Source organism: Subsaximicrobium wynnwilliamsii (assembly GCF_007997225.1).
In the GTDB taxonomy this organism is placed as follows: domain Bacteria; phylum Bacteroidota; class Bacteroidia; order Flavobacteriales; family Flavobacteriaceae; genus Psychroserpens; species Psychroserpens wynnwilliamsii.
In genome coordinates, this window is sequence record NZ_VORM01000002.1 from 91,836 (window position 1) to 111,302 (window position 19,467).

The window sequence follows — 19,467 nt, forward strand, 5'->3', positions numbered from 1 at the left end:
ATACACGGTCTTTTCAATTTAATTGAAGCGTGTCCCTAAATCTAATGGCAGTGTTGTCGTTTTTGTTCCAATAATCTGATTTTATGGATTTTAAAAGGGTTGCTTTGCTGGTCAATACTGTTGGGTCTTCGCCAAAGCCATCTGGATAGGTTTCTTCCCAAGATAGGATTTGATAGGGGAATTCGGGATTGAAACTGATTGACAATTGACGCTGTAATACCTTGTAAGAAACCGTATAGTTGCCTGTGGTTAATTGTGCTACTGCGTCATAGGCTTTTGTGGGCATGTGTTTTAAGCTGATAAATTCTAAGGACGGTATTATTTTCAAATCGCCCACGGGCAAACTGCTCGGGTCCAATCGCAGTTGTGTCCAAAGTTCGTTCTCGAGGATGGTTTTCTCAAGATTGAATTGTGCATCGGCCTCCATTTCAAAGTAGCTGTGCGATGTTATTTCAAATTGCTCGCGATTATTGAGTTGCGAATAGACTTGACCGCACCATTCCTGTATCGAGCAGCTCACTTTTAAAGCATGTGAAGTATTAGACAAGGGATAAAAAGTGGATTGCATGATGGAGTAGGGGTAAATGCCTGTATTGAAATTTTTGGTCGCGTTGAGTTTTAGCACTTGAACGTTGCTCACAGCGCTCAAATCGGCTTTGACTTGTTTTTGCGGCAAAAAGGGCTCGGTCACAAAAATCAAGACTGCTTTGCCTTCCCGCAGTTCTCCGTAACGTGCTTGTTGCAATTGATAGGATGAAATTTCGGCCTCCCCAGATTGCCAATACTTCACAAATGCCTGAGAAGACTCAAACTTGGTTTGCTTCGGAAGGGTTTGCAACATCTTAGTGGCTTCCGAGTCAGGAATAAGCGGGTTGACGTTTTTGTTTTCAGAGCTGTTTTTGCAGGATGTAACAAGAAAAAAGACAATCAAACAGGTTAGCCCGAAGTTTTCAGATTGATAAAAAAGTGATTTCAACATTTTATTCTAAAAATACGATTAGAATTTCAAAGCGCAAATTCTAAGAGCGTTTTATAAAGAAGATGCGTTGGTAATCCTACAACATTGGTATAAGACCCTTCAATGGCAACGATGCCTATTTGGCCAATCCATTCCTGGATGCCATAAGCGCCGGCTTTATCGTAAGGCCTGAAATTGTTTATGTAATAGTGAATTTCTGCCTTGCTCAAATCCTTAAAACTCACTTTTGTAACTGCGTTAACCGTTTTTTGCGTGGTCTTTGTTGTAAAACAAATGGAGGTGATGACCTCATGCGTTTTTCCACCCATCGCATGCAGCATGTCAAAAGCTTCCTCAGCATCTTTGGGTTTGCCGAGCGCTTGATTTTCGTGCCAAACTATGGTATCGCTCGTAATGAGAATATCGTTGGTTTTCAATGTTTCCTTAAATGGGAGGGCTTTTAATTCTGCCAAGTAGTCGCTGATTTCAAAATGAACCAACTGCTCGGGATATTCCTCGACTACAGGTTTCAATTTAATTTCAAAATCCAAACCAAGTTCCTTGAAAAACTGTTGTCGTCTTGGTGATCCCGAAGCGAGGATGAGGTTGTGGTGTTTTAGGTGTTCCTGTAGCATGCTTTGGTTTAGGGTTTAAGGATCAAGGTTTAAGGTTTCGAGTTCAATGTTTCGAGTTCAATGTTCGAAAATGTTCAAGGTTCAAAGTTAACGAGAAAACCAAGTTTTCACAAACTACAAACTACAAACCACAAACGATAAAGTTTTCAGTCTCAGTCTCAGTCTCAGTGAAGAACTGGTTCTATTTGGACTTGGCGATGCGTTTTAAATCCCCCGGAGGGTTTTATTCCCCGAGGTTATTGACGTATGAATATCTTTACGTCTTCAGCATTTAATATAAGCAAAAACACCAACGCGAGGTTTAGGGATAATAATCTTAATCTATTGCTTCGCTGTTTGATGAATTCCGTTAGAACCAAAAGGCCCAGCGCTAAGTTTTTTGTTTTCACTTCCAATTTCGAGAATACCACAGAACACACTTTGAAAACGAAATCAAAAGTTTCCGTTGGGGATTTGAGGGCACTTCATCACTTCAAAACGAAAGGGTACAATAACATGGACAGTACCCCAAAAAGCATGACCAGTTTATAGATGAGACTTATGTGTTGGTAGTGTTGCTTTTGTTTAGCACCAAAAATCTTGATGGTGGCATAAATGAGAGGGGCGACAATTAAAATCAAGAAATAGGCAATCACAAGTTGTTGATGGTATAGGTAGGTCACAACATAATATATCACCGCGGCAATGGGAAGCATCGATACTGCGAATGCAATTTTTTTGGCACGCTCACGTCCCAAAGCAATTGGCAGCGTATTCATACCTGCTTTATAATCGCCGTCCACATCCTCGATGTCCTTGATGATCTCGCGCAATAGATTGATCATGAATGCAAAGACAGCATAATCGAAGATGAGGTTGAAAAAGGTGATTTGAGTTTGCCTATTCTGCGGAAACATGGCAGGAATCACGTCGAATATACCAACAATGAGAAGGCTTATGCCCACCAAAGCCGAAATCAGGAGATTCCCGAAGAGGATCGTGCGTTTCAAAAAAGAAGCATAAACATACAGGCTTACGGAAATTAATACAAAAATGCTGAAGAAAGGTGGTTTGCCGATGTGGTTGGATAGGTAAAAACCCAAAACAACACCTATAATATTGAGTGCGAAAAAAAGGTTGTAGGCAATTTTTTCTGAAATATGCCCACCAACAATGAGCTTATTGGGTCTATTGACCCTATCTGTATCCACATCATAGATATCATTGATCACATTTCCGGCAGCCGCCAAACAAAGCGTAGCCAATACCAACAGTGAAAAATGAAAGCCGTCAAGCGCCGTGAGCACTGCAAAAGGTTCTAAAAGTGCATATTTGATCAAGACTTGCGCCAAGATAATGAGCAGCAGGTTTTTATAGCGAATGAGATTTAAAAGATGCAATGGCGTTTTTTTTTGTTAAGTTGTTAAGTTGTGGATTTGTTTGGTGGGAACTGAATCACTAGCGCTAGCTTTTGAAATCCTTGTTCATTTGGTCGTTTCTTAATAACTGAATCCTGAACCTTGAACCTTGAATCCTGAACCTTACACCCTAAACCCTTCAGTCGTATTTCGCATCAAAATTTCCATTCCATTTATCCTGAACTTTCATGACTTGCTCAATCACGTCGCGCACGGCGCCTTTTCCGCCTAATTTATGAGACACATATTTACTGATGCCCTTGACTTCAATGGCTGCATCTTGCGGGCAAGTAGGCAGGCCCACCAATTTCATCACGGGAATATCTGGGATGTCATCGCCCATGTAGAGCACATTTTCAGGCTTTATGGATTTTTCGTTTAAGTAAATTTCGAATTGATCGATTTTATGGTGTGCACCCAAATAAATGTCAGTAATGCCCAAACCTTCCAATCGTTTTTGCACCCCTAAATTATTTCCGCCAGAAATGATGCAAATATTATAGCCCGCATCCTTAGCGATTTTTAAGGCATAACCATCCTTGATGTTCATGCGCCGCAACATATCGCCATTGGTCATAATAGTTACCGTGCCATCGGTAAGTACACCATCAACGTCCAAGATAAATGTGCTGATGTGTTCTAAATACTCCTTATAGCTTTTATCTTCCATGGGTTTGTTTTATGGCTTGAGTCATTAATTTGTAAATGGTTTTGTGCTGCTCGTTTGTCAACAGCTTCAAATGCCGCTTTATTGTTTTTTTGTCATTGCGAATCGCTGGGCCTGTTTGGGCGCGATAGGGCGATAGCTCTTGAACTTTTTGAGCGGTTTCTAAAATGAGCGGTTTCAATAGGTCGAATTCCGCACCCTGGGATTCGGTGATTTCATGCGCCACGCGATAGAGTTGATTGGTGAAATTGTTCACAAAAACCGCTGCCAAATGCAACGCAGCACGCTGGTCGCTATTGATGCGTTTTGTGATGTTGCTTATGGCTCTTGCCACCGTTTTTAAAAAGGCATAATCGGTTTTGACCAAAGTCTCCAAACAAATGGGTACTGTAGTGAAATCCATTTCCGCAGCTTTAGAAAAACTTTGTAAGGGGTAAAATATGCCTCTTCGATTCTTTTGGTCGATATCGTAAGGGCTGGCACTGCCAGAAGTATGCACCACCAAGCGATTTTCGAAGGGTAATTGCTGCGAAACTTCTGCAATGGCGTCATCACTTACGGCGATGATATACAAATCTGCTTCAAACAGCTGTGAGATATCATCGGTGACGGGCACATCGTTTTTAAAAGATTTTATAGGGTCTAAATGGCGGTTGTACCATTGAGCCACGTTTACCGTTTCCGAATTTGAAAAGGCACGGTATAAATGCTGTGCCACATTGCCGGCACCTAAAATCACAACTGAAGTCATGCCGCAAAAATACAATAGTCTTAAGAATATGTAGAAATTTTTTGAGATTAATGAGCTCGTTTTTATAAGTGCCGATTTGCTTGAGTGCTAATTTATTTTGCGTTTTGGCTTTTAGAACTTAGGCTGACTTTTGGGTCAGATCAATAAATGATAATGCATATGCGCCTTATTGAACTTTTATGAGCTATTAATCGATATCGGTCATACTATTCTTAACTTTGTAAAGCGATGAAAGCAATAGAAACAAGAGAAGATATTTTTAAGCTGGTAAGCACATTTTACATTAAAGTTCGTGCCCACGAGGTTTTGGGTCCTATTTTTAATGAGAGCATCAGCGATTGGGATAGGCATTTAGACCATTTGACGACATTTTGGGAGTCGAGTTTGTTTATAGGCAGAAAACTGGAGAAACCATATGTGGGCAACCCACTTGAAGCACACATCAAGGTGGATGAAGCTTTTGATAACAGCATTACCGAGCTTCATTTTGGCTATTGGCTCAACTTGTGGGTAGAAACCATAGACCAGCTTTATGAAGGCGAAATTGCAGAGAATGCCAAACGAAGAGCGCGTAAAATGGGCTCTTTCATGTATCTTAATATTTTTCAGGCCAGACAGCGGTAGGTGGTTTAAGGTTTAAGGTTCAAGGTTCAAGGTTCAAGGTTCGAGATTCTGGAAGATTGCTAATTGAAATCCAATCCCCGAATTTCTAAGTGAAATCCCAAACATAGCCAAGTAACTTCTTTTTGACTTCATCTTCATCTTGTCCTAGAATCTATCGGGATCATCCTCAACTTCATCTTCATCTTCATCTTCATCTTCATCCTCAATTTCAATTTCAACTTCATCTTCAACTTCAACTTCAATTTCAATTTCAACTTCATTTTGGCCTAGAATCTATCGGGATCATCCTCAACTTCAATTTCAATTTCAACTTCATCTTCATCTTCATCTTGTCCTAGAATCTATAGTAATAGGGATCATCCTCAACTTCAATTTCAATTTCAATTTCAACTTCATCTTCATCTTCATCTTGTCCTAGAATCTATAGGGATCATCCTCAACTTCAACTTCAACTTGTCCTAGAATCTATAGGGATCATCCTCAACTTCAAATTCAATTTCAATTTCAACTTCATCTTCATCTTGTCCTAGAATCTATAGGGATCATCCTCAACTTCAAATTCAATTTCAATTTCAACTTCAACTTCAACTTCAACTTCATCTTCATCTTCATCTTCAACTTCATCTTCAACTTCATCTTCATCTTCTCCCAACAGTCATCGGGACAATTTTCTTTTCCAACCCACAGCATATTACCTAAAACAAAACGCAGAAAACAGCAATAATTAACACATTATTGAGGCCTTTGCTGCTTTAGTAAATAAACTAAATTAGTTACCTTTGCAAAACTTATAATGAAGCCTCTCTACCATGCAAAAGAAACTTGCCAATATTCTGTTTTCGACCCGTCTTACCGGTACTTTATTTATTGTTTACGCTATCGCCATGATCGTGGGAACCTTTCTGGATGCTGGACAAGAGACGTCGCCTACACCCTTCACAAGACATTACATTTATAACGCCTGGTGGTTTGAGATGATCATGTTATTATTCGTGATAAATTTTATTGGTAACATCTTTAGATACCGTCTTTTTCGGAAGGAAAAATGGGCGACTTTGACGCTGCATTTGTCCTTTATCCTCATATTGGTTGGAGCCGGTATAACACGATACATCGGTTTTGAAGGTTGGATGCCAATTCGTGAAGGAGCAACTGAAAATACCATTCTCACACGGGATGTGTTTTTGACCGCCTATATCGATGGGGATTTGGAAGTCAATGGGCAGTTACAGCGGAAAGTTGTACAAGAGCGTGTCGATTTTTCTGAACGCTTGAATAATGATCTTACTTTCACTAGTGATTATAATGGTTCCCCTGTAAGCTTCGAAGTGGAGCGCTTTTTAGAGAATGCAGAATTGGATGTGATTCCTGGTGATACTGGCGAGAGTTACCTCAAGCTTGTAGAAGCTGGCGAAGGCACCTCACACAACCATTTTATCAAGGATGGTGATGATGAATTGATACATAACGTGGTTTTTACATTAAATAACCCGAAACCTGGCGCTATAAATATTAGCACAAATGATGACGGTATTTTTATAGAATCTCCATTTGAAGGGGATTACATGACCATGGCTACTAGAGCCACTGGCACCGTGGTAAAAGATTCCATTCAACCCTTGGTGCTGAGGTCGCGATACCAAATGGCTGAAATGTCTATGGTGTTTCCAAACCCTGTGACCAAAGGAGAATTTGGAATCGTTAAAAAATCGGAGTTGTTGAGAAACGTTGAATCAGGTGTGGTCATGAAAGTAACGGCTAATGGTGAAACGAAAAGACTCAATCTCATTGGGGCACAATATATGGACGGCCGTTTTGAGCAGGCCAATGTTGGTGGTTTGGATATTTCGATGAAATATGGGTCGGCTACCAAAGAACTGCCATTTAGCATCAAGCTGAATGATTTTGTTGCCGAGCGCTTCCCGGGTACTGAGAATAGTTTTTCGGCCTATTCCAGTGAAGTCACTGTTTTGAACAGTGATAAAGGCGACTATGATTATAAGATTTTCATGAATAATGTGCTTGATCAAAGTGGTTACCGCTTTTTTCAGGCGAGTTTTGATCCTGATGAGTTAGGTACGCGTCTTTCTGTGAACCACGATCGTTGGGGTACTTGGGTCACTTATGCGGGTTATATGCTGCTTTATTTTGGTCTCATGGCCATTCTGTTTGACCGCAAAACACGATTTGCAGATCTTAAGCGCATGTTGGCAAAAATAAAAGCCAAAAAATCAAAGATCATGACGCTACTCGTGTTATGCTTCGGAATGACGGGATTTGCACAAGAACATTCCGATGATGACGGGCATGGTCACGCTGAGAAAATAGAAATCCAAAAACCGAGCAAAGCTCAAATAGATTCGGTAATTCGGTCTAACATCGTCCCAAAAGAACATGCCGATGCCTTTGCCCAATTGGTAATCCAAGACTATAGCGGTCGTATGATGCCCATGGATACCTATGCTTCGGAAGTGTTGCGTAAGTTGAGCAAAAGTGAACAATACGAAGATTTTGATGCCAATCAAGTCATGCTCTCCATGCAGGAAAGTCCGTTGTTCTGGTACAACGTTCCTGTCATTTATTTAGCAAAACGCAAGGCAGATTCCTTGAGACATATTATTGGGATTGATGAAAGTCAAAAGTATGCAGCCTTGACCGATTTTCTCAACGAAGATGGTAGTTACAAATTGGCCGATTATTTGCCGAACGCCTATAAAGCGCAAGTGCCAAACGGTTATCAAACCCAACTCATCGAGGCCGATCAACGCGTGAGTTTACTTTTTAATACAGTGGAAGGACGTTCGATGAAGATTTTTCCTGTGCCAAATGATGATAATAATACCTGGATTTCCTCTGTGGAGTACAAGGAGAAATATGAATCCCAAATCAAAGACACGCTCTACGGAAAATTCATTGAGAACAGCTTTAATTATTATATCAGCGAATTGTATAAATCGAAACAATCTGGGGATTACGTCACTGCGAATCGATTGTTGGAGGGCTTCAAGCGAAGTCAGGCAAAATTGGGTAGTGAGGTCATGCTTTCTGATAAAAAAATCGATGCTGAAATTTTATATAATAAATACGACATATTCAAATCCTTGTACACGTATTACCTGCTTGCCGGCGCAATTATGTTCATTGTATTGATTATTCAAATTTTCAAATCGAATAGTAAGCTCGTCAAGCATACCGTAAATGGGCTGGGGATTGTTATTCTTTTATTGTTTATTGTTCATACCGCTGGATTGATTGTACGTTGGTACATTTCGGGTCACGCCCCATGGAGTAATGCCTATGAGTCGATGATCTACGTGGCTTGGGCTACAATGTTCTTTGGTTTGGCCTTTGGTAAAGATAGCAAGCTCACACTTGCTGCCACTGCCTTTGTGACCGCAATGATCTTGATGGTGGCACACATGAACTGGATGGATCCCGCAATCTCAACCTTGCAACCAGTTTTGGATAGTTATTGGTTGATGATTCACGTTGCAGTGATTGTGGGGAGTTACGGCCCTTTTGCTTTGAGTATGATCTTGGGGGTAACCGTGTTGTTTCTCATGATTTTTACTACGAAAAAGAACAAGGAAAAAATGTTGCTCAATATTAAAGAGTTGACCCTTATCAATGAAATGTCATTGACTGTTGGTTTGGTCATGTTAACTATAGGAAACTTCTTGGGAGGTATGTGGGCCAACGAAAGTTGGGGTCGTTATTGGGGTTGGGATCCTAAGGAAACCTGGGCTTTGATAAGTATCATGATTTATGCTTTTGTGATTCACATGCGATTGATTCCTGGACTTCGCGGTCGTTTTGGATTTAATTTGGGATCAATCATTGCCTTTGCGAGTATTCTATTTACCTATTTTGGCGTGAATTTCTATCTTTCTGGATTGCATTCTTACCAATCTGGTCAACAGATTGCGAGTTTCAATATTATTGCCATCACACTTTTGGTCTTGGCGGTGATTAGTATTTTAGCATTCAGAAAATACGATAAATACTACCGAAAATAGTCAGGAAGCTCAGGTTCAGGGTTTAAAGTTCAAGGTTCAAGGCTCAAGGTTGCTAGTTTGAGCTTTGGGTTTTGCTTGAACTGCTCAATTTGGTAAGTGTGACTTTTAGCGATTAGCCTTCCGTAGAGATTTCTATTTTTAAAAGCTTCAACTTCAATGAGCCTACTTGCATTTAAAGTTCTCTGGCTATTTTTAGATAAAGCAAGCCAATCAACATGGCAAGGCCGAAACTTATCAAGCTGCCAATAAGTACGTATTCAGTGAGCTTCCTGTCTTTTGATCTGGAGAGATCGCCAAATCTAAAGATGGATTTGGCGGCCAACAGAAATCCGATACCTTCCCAAAACTGAAGCACTACAAATAAAAACACAAAAAGGCGCTCCAAAATACCAATGTAAGCCCCAGCATGTTCGAGAGAGTGCTCTTTTCCTGCGTCTTCATCGATGTTCCATTTTGAAATTATGGTCTTCATGATTATCGAAGATGTTGAGGTCACTGCTATTATAGAGGCTGTAAGTAATAAAGCTTGGTTGTAATCTATAGCGCTGATCTTATTGAGGTAAGGTGTATAAACCTCTACCACCAATGCAATCACACTAAGATGTGCCAGTTGATCGAGTGCGAACAGCAAGCGGCTGTTTTTCTTGGTTTTAAATTGTGCTTTGGCAACATCTATAAAAAAATGACTGCTTATTATGATGCAGAAGGCTAACCAATACTCAACATTAAATTGAAGCACCACCAGCAGTGCGATGGCATGCACCAGCAAATGCCAATAGAGGTATTTTGAACCTAACTTGTGTTTGGCTTTATGTTTGGCCCATTTTTCGGGCTGAAGTAAGAAGTCGCCTATGAGATGCGCCAATATGAGTTTTATGAATAAGCTTAACATAAGGTTTCGATTTGCGTTTGGTAATACTGAAGCAGTTTTGAAAGTTCATCAAAACCACCACGTTTTAAACCTTGGCTCACATTACTTTGTGTTGTCTTTTGATGCTTGGCGATGCGTTGTTGGTTGTGGTCTGGATGCGCTAAGGCATAGGCGATGAGCTCGGCTACTGCTGAGGTCCAATTGGCAATGGTCAAACTGGCCAATTCAAACATAAGGTTTAGACTGTGATTCAAGTGCTCATGCTGTGTTTTGATGGCAAGTGTGTTCTTTTTGAGGTTTTCAAAACAGATGCCTGAGTTTACAAATGCCGATCCGTTGGACTCGGTGATCTTGTTGGTCTCGAAAGTTTTTTCTCCTATGCCAATTGCCAGTCTTACTTCCAAATTGCTATATTGCTTGAGATGTGCCTTGATGAGCAATGCAGCGTATAAGGCAGTTTTGGGTGTAGTTTCCAATTGAAAACTATCACCACGGTAGAGCTCCCAATTCTTGGGAGATTTCCCAAAATTGCTTAGTGTGCTTTTGAGGGTTTCCATCCAATGCTCTGGGTCTTGACCTTGGGATTTTATGATATCACCTGTGATAATGGCTGTTGTCATGTCGTAAATATATTCTAAAAATCTGAGCCGTAATAATTATTATCGATTATAATTATATTTTAAGTTATAATCGTTTAAGATTATATAAGGCTTTAGTATGGCCTAGGCTTATAAATACGCTGTTTTAAACGTTAAGAGGTGAGTGCTGAAAAAAAGCATTGAACGATCTTCAGCCTCTCAATTGTTTATCTAAGTAAAACTCTATTTTTGTAAACTTAAAATTAAGGGTATGAAATTTTTCAAAGAATTTAAAGAATTTGCAGTTAAGGGCAACATGATGGATATGGCCATTGGTATCATCATTGGTGCCTCTTTTAATAGTGTAATTGATGTATTGGTAAAGAAGATTTTTATGCCGCCATTGTCATTAATGACCGATGGATTAAATTTTCAAGATAGAAAATACGTTCTCCGGGACGCAATTACAGATGCCAAGGGAACGATCACAACTCAGGAAGTTGCCATTGAATACGGGTTTTTGTTTGAAACCACTTTGGATTTTCTTATCGTTGGCCTTACCGTTTTTATAGTGGTCAAAGCGATGAACCGATTAAAGGATAAAGCAGAAGATCCTAAAAATACAGTAGTAAAAACACCTAAGGATATCGCACTACTTTCAGAGCTTACCAATTTAATGAAAGAGCAAAACAGCCTTCTAAAAAATAAATAACATTGCCCGATTAGAAGAATTTGGGTAGAAGCGAGGCATACTCTAAAAGGCTCAAAACGAACAAGACGCTCCATAAAAAGCTGCGTATCCAATTGCGTTTAACCAGCAGTTTCAAGTGGTCTGCTGTAAATTGATTTTTTGAGATGGCATTGTGCAAGGGAACAAATTGAAAAAACGTGCTTGCCCACAAAATAAGGGTCAACACAAAACCAAGCGTATTGAAACTGTTTTGCTCTTGAATAAAACTCGCGGAGTACACAACCAATTGACCCAGCATCAATGGCATTACAACAAGCGCCATATTTTTGGTATATACTTTATGCCAAGCGATAAGATTTGTTGAAGAAAAATGAATAAAACTAGGGTAGATAAGCAGTTGTACCATCCAAATGAGTACGACAAGGCCAAAATCCAATAGAATTCGCAGCAGCTCTAGTGTCATTTAGTCCTCAATCTTTTTCCAAAGTAATTCAGAATTCAGATAAAAGCTACCCACAAAATCAAAATTACAATCGTTGGGAGCGAGGATGGACAAAAAGGGTTCTTCGTTTTTATCGCGATATAAATGGTAAGTTTCCCCAATAATAGGTTCAAAATTAAAGCGGGCGCTGTAAACTAAATTATTGTATTCAAGCGATTCGGTCATTTTATCAAACTCAGCCTTCAGCTCAAGATATTTGGCCTTGATTTGTTTATTGGCCTTGTAGATATTCTTGTTTTTCCAAGTGGTGGTATTGGTCGCTTTAATGGCTGGTGCTCCAACATTGGTGGCGTATGGTTTTAGCGCAGCGTCGTAGGTTTGGGAGGATTCATTGAAGACCACTTGATCTGGCTTTTTCTTTTCAGACATTACTTTGTGTTTTTTTTTGTAAAGATACAGCACCTAATATTTTGAATACCGTCAATTAAACCTTAAAGTTTTGTTAACTTCGTATTCTGAATTTAAGTATTTATGGGTTTTTATAAGAAAATAGGTCTCGCTAACCTATTGATTTTGGTGCTCTGTGCAGTAATTATTATTGTAGCGGAGTATCTGTTTTTAACTGGAGATCAATTACACGGAATTTTCATTGGGCTTTGGGCTCCGACGATTTTGGGAATTGTCATCTTTATAAATCAAATCACTAATGGACGCTAATGACATTGTTTTCTGGTTATCGGGTCTCGTTTCTTTCCTCGTGGTCATTTGGGCGATACTGATTATTCGGGCCTATAACCGCATCGATAAAGAGGACTAGTGACTCGCTTTTTGTTGTGATCACTTCAAATTTTATTTACCACACCTACTTGAGCACAAAACACTACATTTTTAGAGCAATGCATCTAAACGGCTCTACTTAAGCTTAAGTTGGCCAAGTTTTTGACTGAAATTTCATCAAAATTAGAAATTACCAAATCTGCATTTGAGTAATCTTGATCTTTAGAATGTAAGGCATCATAACCGATACAAAATATTTCGGCAGCTTTTGCAGCATTGATGCCATTTGTCGAATCTTCAATGACCATACACTCATTTTTTGAATGGCCAGATAATTCAGCAGCTTTGACAAAAATTTCCGGATCGGGTTTGGAAGCTTTGAGATCGGCACCGCTCACCTTTCCAACGAAATATGGATTGAGATCAAAACGTTCAAAAATCCTATTGATATTGTTCATGGAGGCAGATGATGCTAGAACTAGAGTCATTCCGTGGCGATGGTAATCTTTGATAAGTTCTAAAGCGCCCTCCAATAACTGAAGTGAGCTGTCATTCTCGAACAGTGTCTTAAAATTATCACGCTTCATATCCACCAAAGTTCGAGGCCCTAAGTGCAATTTGAAATGAGCAATGACGCTTTCGCAAATATTAAACGTCGACTGTCCCGTATAGGATGCATATAATGCTTCGGAAACTTCAATATTAACGGCATCGAACATTTGATAATAGGCCTTTCGGTGAAGGGGCTCGGTGTCAACAATAACTCCGTCCATATCGAATAGTACAGCTTTAAACATAAGGGATGATTTAGTTAGGTTTACGAATATAAAAAATTAGAGGCTGATTATCAATACATTTAAAATTATTTGTCTAGGCGCAATTTAGTCCGACAAATAGCATTCTTTTCCTTAACTTTAGACCTTTAAAACATTGTAAAAATGCCAAAGAAAACTTTAGGATTAAATACCATTTGCACCCACGTTGGTGAAATTGAGGACAAACAGTTTAAAGGCGCTATTTCTCCCATTTACATGTCCACCTCATACGAGTTTGACGATGTGGAGGTAAAGCGCTATCCACGTTATTTCAATACGCCCAACCAAGAACATCTCGCTAAAAAAATCGCAGCTTTAGAGCATACCGAAGCCGCCTTGATCTTTGGCAGCGGCATGGCGGCGATTAGCACCATGTTTTTGGCCTTCTTAAAGCAAGGCGATCATATTGTGGTACAAAACACGCTTTATGGTGGCACCTCTAATTTTATACGGGAGGAATTCCCAAAATATGGCATAGAATTCACGTTTACCAATGGCTATCAGGTTGCCGATTTTGAGGCAGCCATTCAAGAAAACACCAAGGTTATTTACATTGAGACGCCTTCAAATCCTTTATTGACGATCACAGATATAAAAGCGGTGGCAGATTTGGCGAGTTCTAAGGGACTGGTTTCCATGATTGATAATACCTTTGCGAGCCCTATAAATCAAACACCTATAGATTTTGGCATTGACCTCGTCATGCACTCGGCCACCAAATATTTAGGCGGTCACAGTGATATTTTGGCAGGCGCGGTGGCAGGTTCCAGCGAACACATGCATCGCATTTGGAATGTGGCCAAGAATCTTGGCGGTAGCTTAAGCGACATGACCGTTTGGATGTTGGAGCGCAGCATGAAGACCTTGGCGCTTCGGGTAAAGGCACAAAACAAGAATGCGCTCAAAATGGCGAAATTTCTCAATAAACACGATGCAGTGGCCAATGTTTTTTACCCCGGTCTCAAAACGCATCCAGAACACGCGTTGGCAAAATCCCAAATGAAAGGCTTTGGAGGCATGCTTTCTTTTGAGTTGGTAGAAGGCATTGATGCCATCCAATTTCAAAAACAGCTTCAAATCATCAAATCCTCAATGAGTCTGGCAGGTGTTGAAAGCACCATGCTTTTGCCTTGTAAAACCTCGCATGCTTTGCTAAGCTCAGAACAGCGTGAAGCCATAGGGATCAGTGACCGTTTGATACGATTTTCAGTAGGTATAGAAACCTTCAGAGATTTGAAACAGGATATTTCACAAGCGATTGCAAGGGTTGAAAAAAGCGAAAAACAAATGGAAAAACATTGAGATGAAAAAGGAAACATCCAAGCATTTGCCTATGATGATCGCCTTTGCCATTTTAGTTTGGAAATGAATCTGTTTGGAGTTACATCCGATTTGCCCTTTTCATTTCATCCATCCCGATAAACCAACCGATTAATAGTTAATCAATACTTTATTTTGAACAAAAACAACGCACATAAAAAACCTTACGATTTTAAGCTGCTTACAGAACAGATGCCAAATTTGGCTGAATTTGTATTCACAAATCAATACGGAACAGAAACCATCGATTTTGCCAACCCCAAAGCGGTAAAGGCGCTCAATACTGCTTTGCTGAAAGCGCATTATAAGATTGAGTATTGGTCATTTCCAGATGATAATTTATGTCCGCCCATTCCAGGACGTGTAGAATACATTCATTTGCTGAATGATTTGCTGAAAACATCTGGAATAAACGAAAACATTACAATTTTAGATCTAGGCACAGGCGCCACTTGTATTTATCCGTTGTTGGGTAATGCGGAATACGGCTGGAAATTCATCGCCTCCGAAACGGATAAGCCTGCCTTTAAAACTGCGGAAAAAATCGTCAAAAAAAATAGCTTGGAGAATGCCATAACGCTGCGTTTTCAAGACAACCACCAACACATTCTTACGGGAATTTTGAAACCTTCGGAACAAATTTCAGCAAGTATGTGCAATCCGCCATTCTTTAAGGATGAAGCAGAAGCGGAAGAAAAAAACCTGCAAAAACTGAAGGGCCTGGGTTCTAATGCAAATACCACGCTTAGAAACTTTAGTGGTACGGCAAAAGAATTGTGTTATCCTGGCGGCGAAAAGGCCTATTTACATAATTATTTGTACCAGAGTTCACTATTAAAAACCAATTGCTTTTGGTACACCAGTTTGGTGTCAAAACATGCTTTGGTCAAATCCATGCAAGCCTCCCTAAAGAAATTGGGGGCGACACAAATCAAAGTTTTGGAAATGAAGCTAGGAAATAAAGTGAGTAGAGTTGTGGCATGGACTTTCCTGTCTGAGGAAGCACAAAAGAAATGGAATCCAAAGAAGTGATTTCATAATAGGCATTTTTATCTAGAATACATTGACTTTGAGCTACCTTTCCTGTTCACAACTATGGATTTTGAAGTGCTCTTATCCTAAAAAAAGTGCGCATATCTAGAAATGGCACCGCAGATGGGCACGACATTAATCGAAGCTCATTTCTGCGAGTAAATGCAAGTCTGTAGGGGACAACATTGAGTTTTTAGAGATCCATGCGATTACGTAATTAAAATATCACAAATGAAATTAGATATATTAGCCTTTGGCGCACATCCAGATGATATAGAACTCAGTTGCGCTGGCACCCTCGCCAAAGAGGTGGCCAATGGTAAAAAGGTGGGCATCGTTGATCTCACAAGAGGCGAGTTGGGCACCAGAGGTACCGAGAAAACACGAGATGAAGAAGCAAAGGATGCGGCAGCGATTTTAGGCGTTTCAATAAGGGAGAACTTGGGATTTGCCGACGGGTTTTTCATCAATGATAAAACCCATCAACTGGAGGTCATAAGGATGATACGAAAATACCAACCCGAAATCGTCATCTGCAACGCCATCCACGATAGGCATATCGACCATGGGAAAGCGAGTCAATTGGTAAGCGATGCTTGTTTCTTAAGCGGGCTCACAAAAATCGAAACCCAAGCAGAAGGCGAGCTTCAAGAAAAATGGCGTCCAAAACAAGTGTACCATTACATACAGTGGAAAAATATTACTCCCGAAATAATAGTAGATATTACAGGCTTTGAAGACACAAAAATGAAATCGGTTTTGGCCTACAAAACCCAATTCTTCAATCCGGAAAGTAAAGAACCACAAACTCCAATTTCGAGCAAGAATTTTAGCGACAGTATTTTGTACCGCGCCCGAGATTTAGGCCGATTGATTGGTGTGGAATATGCTGAAGGCTTCACAGCCGACCGGCACATTGCGGTAGATAGTTTGTTTGATTTGAGGTAATTTTTTTGAAAGACGGAAGATGGAAGATGGAAGACGGAAGACGGAAGACGGAAGACGGAAGACTGAAGACTGGAGACTGGAGACCGAAGACTGGAGACTGAAGACTGGAGACTGAAGACTGGAGACTGAAGACTGGAGACTGGAGACTGAAGACTGGAGACGGGAGCCTGAAGACTGAAGACTGGAGATGAAAAATGGAATAGGTTCGAAATGTTTTAAGATTGCGATAAAGCCAATGGGTCTTCAATTTTAGGAGGGTAAGTGGGTTTCTTACATTTCTAATGCAAGTACGGGATGTCTTCAGTTTATAAAATTCATCGTCAATTAGATAAAAAAGAAAAATGATTGACTTCACGAAATACATTACAATTGACCCAAACAAACGCTTTGGTAAACCCATTTTAAAGGGCACCAGAATTTCCGTTTATGATGTATTGAATTGGTTAGCTAATGGCATGACCAACGATGAAATAATAGCAGACTTTCCAGAATTGGACGAAAATTCAATTAAAGCTTGTTTGTCTTTTGCAGCGAGTAGAGAAAATAAAATAAGAATTGTTTCGTGAATTTAGTGTTTGATCAGAATATATCACATAGAATCATTAAGAAAATTAATGAGCTTTTTAAAAATTCAAAACAAGTAAGGCAATTGAATCTAGAAGATGCTTTAGATATTATATTTGGAATTATGCTAGGATCAATAATTTTGTAAGTGTTACATTTGATTCTGATTTTGCTGATATTGCTAACATGAAAGGCAGTACGCCAAAGATTATTTAGCTAAGAACGGGGAACATGACTACGCGCGGTATTATTCATCTACTCAAAACGCAGCACATCAAAATATGTGAGTTTGTTAACATTACCAAGTATGACGATGTTACGTGCTTAGGAATTGTATGAATCCAAATTATTTTTATCGGCAAAGATCGAATCACGATTGTGTAACTTAGCATAAAATCCACCTAATAATTTCAAAAAAAGTCTTTGTAATACGTCTGAAATCAATTACATTTGCAGACCAATTTACACGGTGGTTGTAGCTCAGTTGGTTAGAGCGTCGGTTTGTGGTACCGAAGGTCGCCGGTTCGAGACCGGTCTTCCACCCAGAATATAAGCTTCTCTTAAACGAGAAGCTTTTTTTGTGCAATACATTCGCTAGATCTAAGAGACCATCATACGGTCAAATCATCAATAAGGATTGACGAACAGCGCGAAGATGCTAGTATTGAAAACCTTAAGCATAAAAAAAGCATTACCAAATTGAGGTAATGCTTTTCTGTTTTTAAAGTGGGACTGGAATTACTCCGTTTCTGCTTTGTCTGCAATAATTCGATCTGCTCTATTGGCCAGTTCCCAAGCGGTATAAAACACCAATCGGGCCCTGTTTTCCAAAAGATCATATTCAATTTTGTCTGCGGTGTCGCTAGGCTGATGGTAATCGGCATGCGTTCCGTTGAAATAGAAAATCACGGGAATATTGTTCTTGGCGAAATTGTAGTGGTCTGATCGGTAATAAAAACGATTGGGATCATTATCATCATTGAATTTGTAATCCAACGTGATGTTGGTGTACTTGTTATTGACTTCTTCAGATATGTTGTGTAATTCGGTACTCAACTTATCACTACCAATCAAATACACGTAATTGCGATCGCCTTCTCGCTCTGGGTCGATTCTACCAATCATATCGATGTTTAAATTGGCAATCGTATTTTTTAATGGAAATACTGGATCGTTGTCTGTATAGTATTTTGAACCCAAAAGGCCTTTTTCCTCGCCTGTCACATGAAGAAACAAGACAGAGCGTTTAGGGCCATGACCATCTTTTTGTGCCGCTTTAAACGCTTCAGCGATTTCTACGATTGCAACCGTTCCAGAGCCATCATCATCAGCGCCATTGTAAACCTTACCGTTTTTGATGCCTTCATGGTCTAAATGCGCTGAGATGACCAAAATTTCATCTGGTTTTTCAGAACCTTCTATAAATGCTAGCACGTTTTCAGATGCAACCTGTTCTGATTGGCTGGTCAAGCTAACCGTAATTTGCGTGTCTATGGTTTTTGGTTCATCCGCGTCCATGATATTTGGAGCGATTGCATCTGCCATTTTTTTACCTACCATCATAAAAACCATGGCGGCGTCTTCTTTTTCTTCTTTTAAAGATAGACTTCCAGAATTATTGGAAAGCTGCATTTGTTTAAAATAAGGGCCGTATTGCTCCAATAGATCCTGGTTGACAAAGATCAAGGCTTTTGCGCCACGCTCCATTGCAGCATCACGTTTTGAGGCTGGTTCTTGCCTGCCATTCATCCATTTGGTATTTTTCGTGTCGCCAGAAGTTACATAGTTGCCATTTTCATCTTTTGGCTCTCCCGCTTTTACTAGCACCACTTTACCTTTAACGTCCAAATCGGTATAGTCGGAATAATTTTTAGCATCAATCCCGTAGCCCGCATAAACGATAGTGTTAATGTCCAATTCTTGAGTTTGCACATTACCTAAAATGATATAATCCTCAAAATTCTCGAAGCTTTGGTTGTTGACTGATAGTGCAACTTCTGGATACTTTTGCCGCTCCAAAGGCACATTTTGAAAATAATTATCGCCGCCATAGGCTGATGGTACTCCCATTGCCACATATTGATCTTTGAGATAATTTACCGCCATTTTCTGTCCTGGTTCGCCAGTGTCACGGCCTTCAAACTCATCTGAAGCATAGATGTAAAGCATCTCTTTAAGTTCATCTGAAGTGATGGTTTGTGCGTAAACCGATGGGTCGGCCGGTACTTTATTATCGTTCTCTTTTGAAGTAGAACTGTTTGAAGAGCCACAAGCCGCCAGAACAAGCGCTGAAGCCAAGCTGATTAAGGATAATTTCATGTGAATTATTTTAAAATATTAGTATTACGATATTACGAAAATTAGCCAATTCGTTGTTTTAA

Annotated in this window: 20 protein-coding genes and 1 tRNA gene; 9 read left to right on the forward strand and 12 right to left on the reverse strand. The window is 39.8% G+C overall.

The genetic code is table 11. The features are described 5' to 3' along the window. Positions 1-13: 13 nt before the first annotated feature. The 5 genes from ESY88_RS01775 to ESY88_RS01795 all read right to left on the reverse strand — a co-directional run bounded on the left by ESY88_RS01775 (position 14) and on the right by ESY88_RS01795 (position 4,408). Complete coding sequence (locus ESY88_RS01775; RefSeq protein WP_147085183.1) at positions 14-979, reverse strand: septum formation inhibitor Maf; 966 nt, start codon at positions 977-979, stop codon at positions 14-16. A gap of 26 nt (positions 980-1,005) precedes the next feature. Beyond that, positions 1,006-1,593 carry a Maf-like protein gene (locus ESY88_RS01780; protein WP_147085184.1) on the reverse strand — a complete coding sequence of 196 codons (588 nt, stop codon included), beginning with the start codon at positions 1,591-1,593 and terminating at the stop codon, positions 1,006-1,008. Between the two features lie 467 nt (positions 1,594-2,060). Continuing rightward, complete coding sequence (locus ESY88_RS01785; protein WP_147085185.1) at positions 2,061-2,972, reverse strand: geranylgeranylglycerol-phosphate geranylgeranyltransferase; 912 nt, start codon at positions 2,970-2,972, stop codon at positions 2,061-2,063. A gap of 157 nt (positions 2,973-3,129) precedes the next feature. Then, on the reverse strand, positions 3,130-3,660 hold the full coding sequence (locus ESY88_RS01790; RefSeq protein ID WP_147085186.1) for a KdsC family phosphatase: 531 nt from the start codon (positions 3,658-3,660) through the stop codon (positions 3,130-3,132). Beyond that, complete coding sequence (locus ESY88_RS01795; RefSeq protein WP_147085187.1) at positions 3,650-4,408, reverse strand: Rossmann-like and DUF2520 domain-containing protein; 759 nt, start codon at positions 4,406-4,408, stop codon at positions 3,650-3,652. The genes ESY88_RS01790 and ESY88_RS01795 overlap by 11 nt, the downstream gene beginning before the upstream one ends. 228 nt (positions 4,409-4,636) lie before the next feature. On the opposite strand from ESY88_RS01795, the gene ESY88_RS01800 reads away from it, so the two are divergent. Beyond that, entirely contained in the window at positions 4,637-5,032 is a 396-nt protein-coding gene (locus ESY88_RS01800; protein ID WP_147085188.1) for a group III truncated hemoglobin, read from the forward strand. Between the two features lie 526 nt (positions 5,033-5,558). On the opposite strand, the gene ESY88_RS21635 is transcribed toward ESY88_RS01800, so the two are convergent. Beyond that, entirely contained in the window at positions 5,559-5,684 is a 126-nt protein-coding gene (locus tag ESY88_RS21635) for a hypothetical protein (protein ID WP_262713059.1), read from the reverse strand. 157 nt (positions 5,685-5,841) lie between these two features. Between ESY88_RS21635 and ccsA the strand changes: the two genes are divergently transcribed. After that, entirely contained in the window at positions 5,842-9,048 is a 3,207-nt protein-coding gene (gene ccsA / locus ESY88_RS01810) for a cytochrome c biogenesis protein CcsA (RefSeq protein WP_147085189.1), read from the forward strand. A 172-nt stretch (positions 9,049-9,220) separates the two neighbouring features. On the opposite strand, the gene ESY88_RS01815 is transcribed toward ccsA, so the two are convergent. Both ESY88_RS01815 and ESY88_RS01820 read right to left on the reverse strand, forming a co-directional pair. After that, positions 9,221-9,940, reverse strand: a complete 720-nt coding sequence (locus ESY88_RS01815; protein ID WP_147085190.1) for a DUF3307 domain-containing protein — start codon at positions 9,938-9,940, stop codon at positions 9,221-9,223. After that, positions 9,934-10,539, reverse strand: a complete 606-nt coding sequence (locus ESY88_RS01820; RefSeq protein WP_147085191.1) for a transcriptional regulator — start codon at positions 10,537-10,539, stop codon at positions 9,934-9,936. The genes ESY88_RS01815 and ESY88_RS01820 overlap by 7 nt, the downstream gene beginning before the upstream one ends. Before the next feature lie 229 nt (positions 10,540-10,768). Between ESY88_RS01820 and mscL the strand changes: the two genes are divergently transcribed. Next, positions 10,769-11,209: a large conductance mechanosensitive channel protein MscL gene (gene mscL, locus ESY88_RS01825; RefSeq protein ID WP_147129014.1), complete on the forward strand. Its 441-nt coding sequence runs from the start codon at positions 10,769-10,771 to the stop codon at positions 11,207-11,209. Positions 11,210-11,219: 10 nt separating this feature from the next. Here mscL and ESY88_RS01830 read toward each other — a convergent pair whose 3' ends face one another. From ESY88_RS01830 to ESY88_RS01845, 3 genes are all read right to left on the reverse strand, one after another. Further along, on the reverse strand, positions 11,220-11,651 hold the full coding sequence (locus tag ESY88_RS01830) for a hypothetical protein (RefSeq protein ID WP_147085193.1): 432 nt from the start codon (positions 11,649-11,651) through the stop codon (positions 11,220-11,222). Next, positions 11,652-12,059, reverse strand: a complete 408-nt coding sequence (locus ESY88_RS01835; RefSeq protein WP_147085194.1) for a DUF2452 domain-containing protein — start codon at positions 12,057-12,059, stop codon at positions 11,652-11,654. A 473-nt stretch (positions 12,060-12,532) separates the two neighbouring features. Then, complete coding sequence (locus tag ESY88_RS01845) at positions 12,533-13,204, reverse strand: HAD family hydrolase (RefSeq protein ID WP_147085196.1); 672 nt, start codon at positions 13,202-13,204, stop codon at positions 12,533-12,535. Between the two features lie 141 nt (positions 13,205-13,345). Between ESY88_RS01845 and ESY88_RS01850 the strand changes: the two genes are divergently transcribed. The 6 genes from ESY88_RS01850 to ESY88_RS01870 all read left to right on the forward strand — a co-directional run bounded on the left by ESY88_RS01850 (position 13,346) and on the right by ESY88_RS01870 (position 17,630). Continuing rightward, a complete protein-coding gene (locus ESY88_RS01850; protein ID WP_147085197.1) occupies positions 13,346-14,524 on the forward strand; it encodes a trans-sulfuration enzyme family protein in 1,179 nt (392 codons plus the stop codon). A gap of 153 nt (positions 14,525-14,677) precedes the next feature. Next, positions 14,678-15,574 (forward strand): 23S rRNA (adenine(1618)-N(6))-methyltransferase RlmF, encoded by an 897-nt coding sequence (gene rlmF / locus ESY88_RS01855; RefSeq protein ID WP_147085198.1) that lies wholly within the window; start codon positions 14,678-14,680, stop codon positions 15,572-15,574. A 231-nt stretch (positions 15,575-15,805) separates the two neighbouring features. After that, entirely contained in the window at positions 15,806-16,522 is a 717-nt protein-coding gene (gene bshB1, locus ESY88_RS01860; protein ID WP_147085199.1) for a bacillithiol biosynthesis deacetylase BshB1, read from the forward strand. A 341-nt stretch (positions 16,523-16,863) separates the two neighbouring features. Further along, positions 16,864-17,088: a DUF433 domain-containing protein gene (locus tag ESY88_RS01865; RefSeq protein WP_147085200.1), complete on the forward strand. Its 225-nt coding sequence runs from the start codon at positions 16,864-16,866 to the stop codon at positions 17,086-17,088. Between the two features lie 130 nt (positions 17,089-17,218). Further along, positions 17,219-17,302: a hypothetical protein gene (locus ESY88_RS21855; RefSeq protein ID WP_394343947.1), complete on the forward strand. Its 84-nt coding sequence runs from the start codon at positions 17,219-17,221 to the stop codon at positions 17,300-17,302. Between the two features lie 252 nt (positions 17,303-17,554). Then, positions 17,555-17,630 (forward strand) — tRNA-His (locus ESY88_RS01870). A gap of 194 nt (positions 17,631-17,824) precedes the next feature. Here the strand turns inward: ESY88_RS01870 and ESY88_RS01875 are convergent. Continuing rightward, a complete protein-coding gene (locus ESY88_RS01875; RefSeq protein WP_147085201.1) occupies positions 17,825-19,405 on the reverse strand; it encodes a M28 family peptidase in 1,581 nt (526 codons plus the stop codon). Positions 19,406-19,467 lie beyond the last annotated feature (62 nt).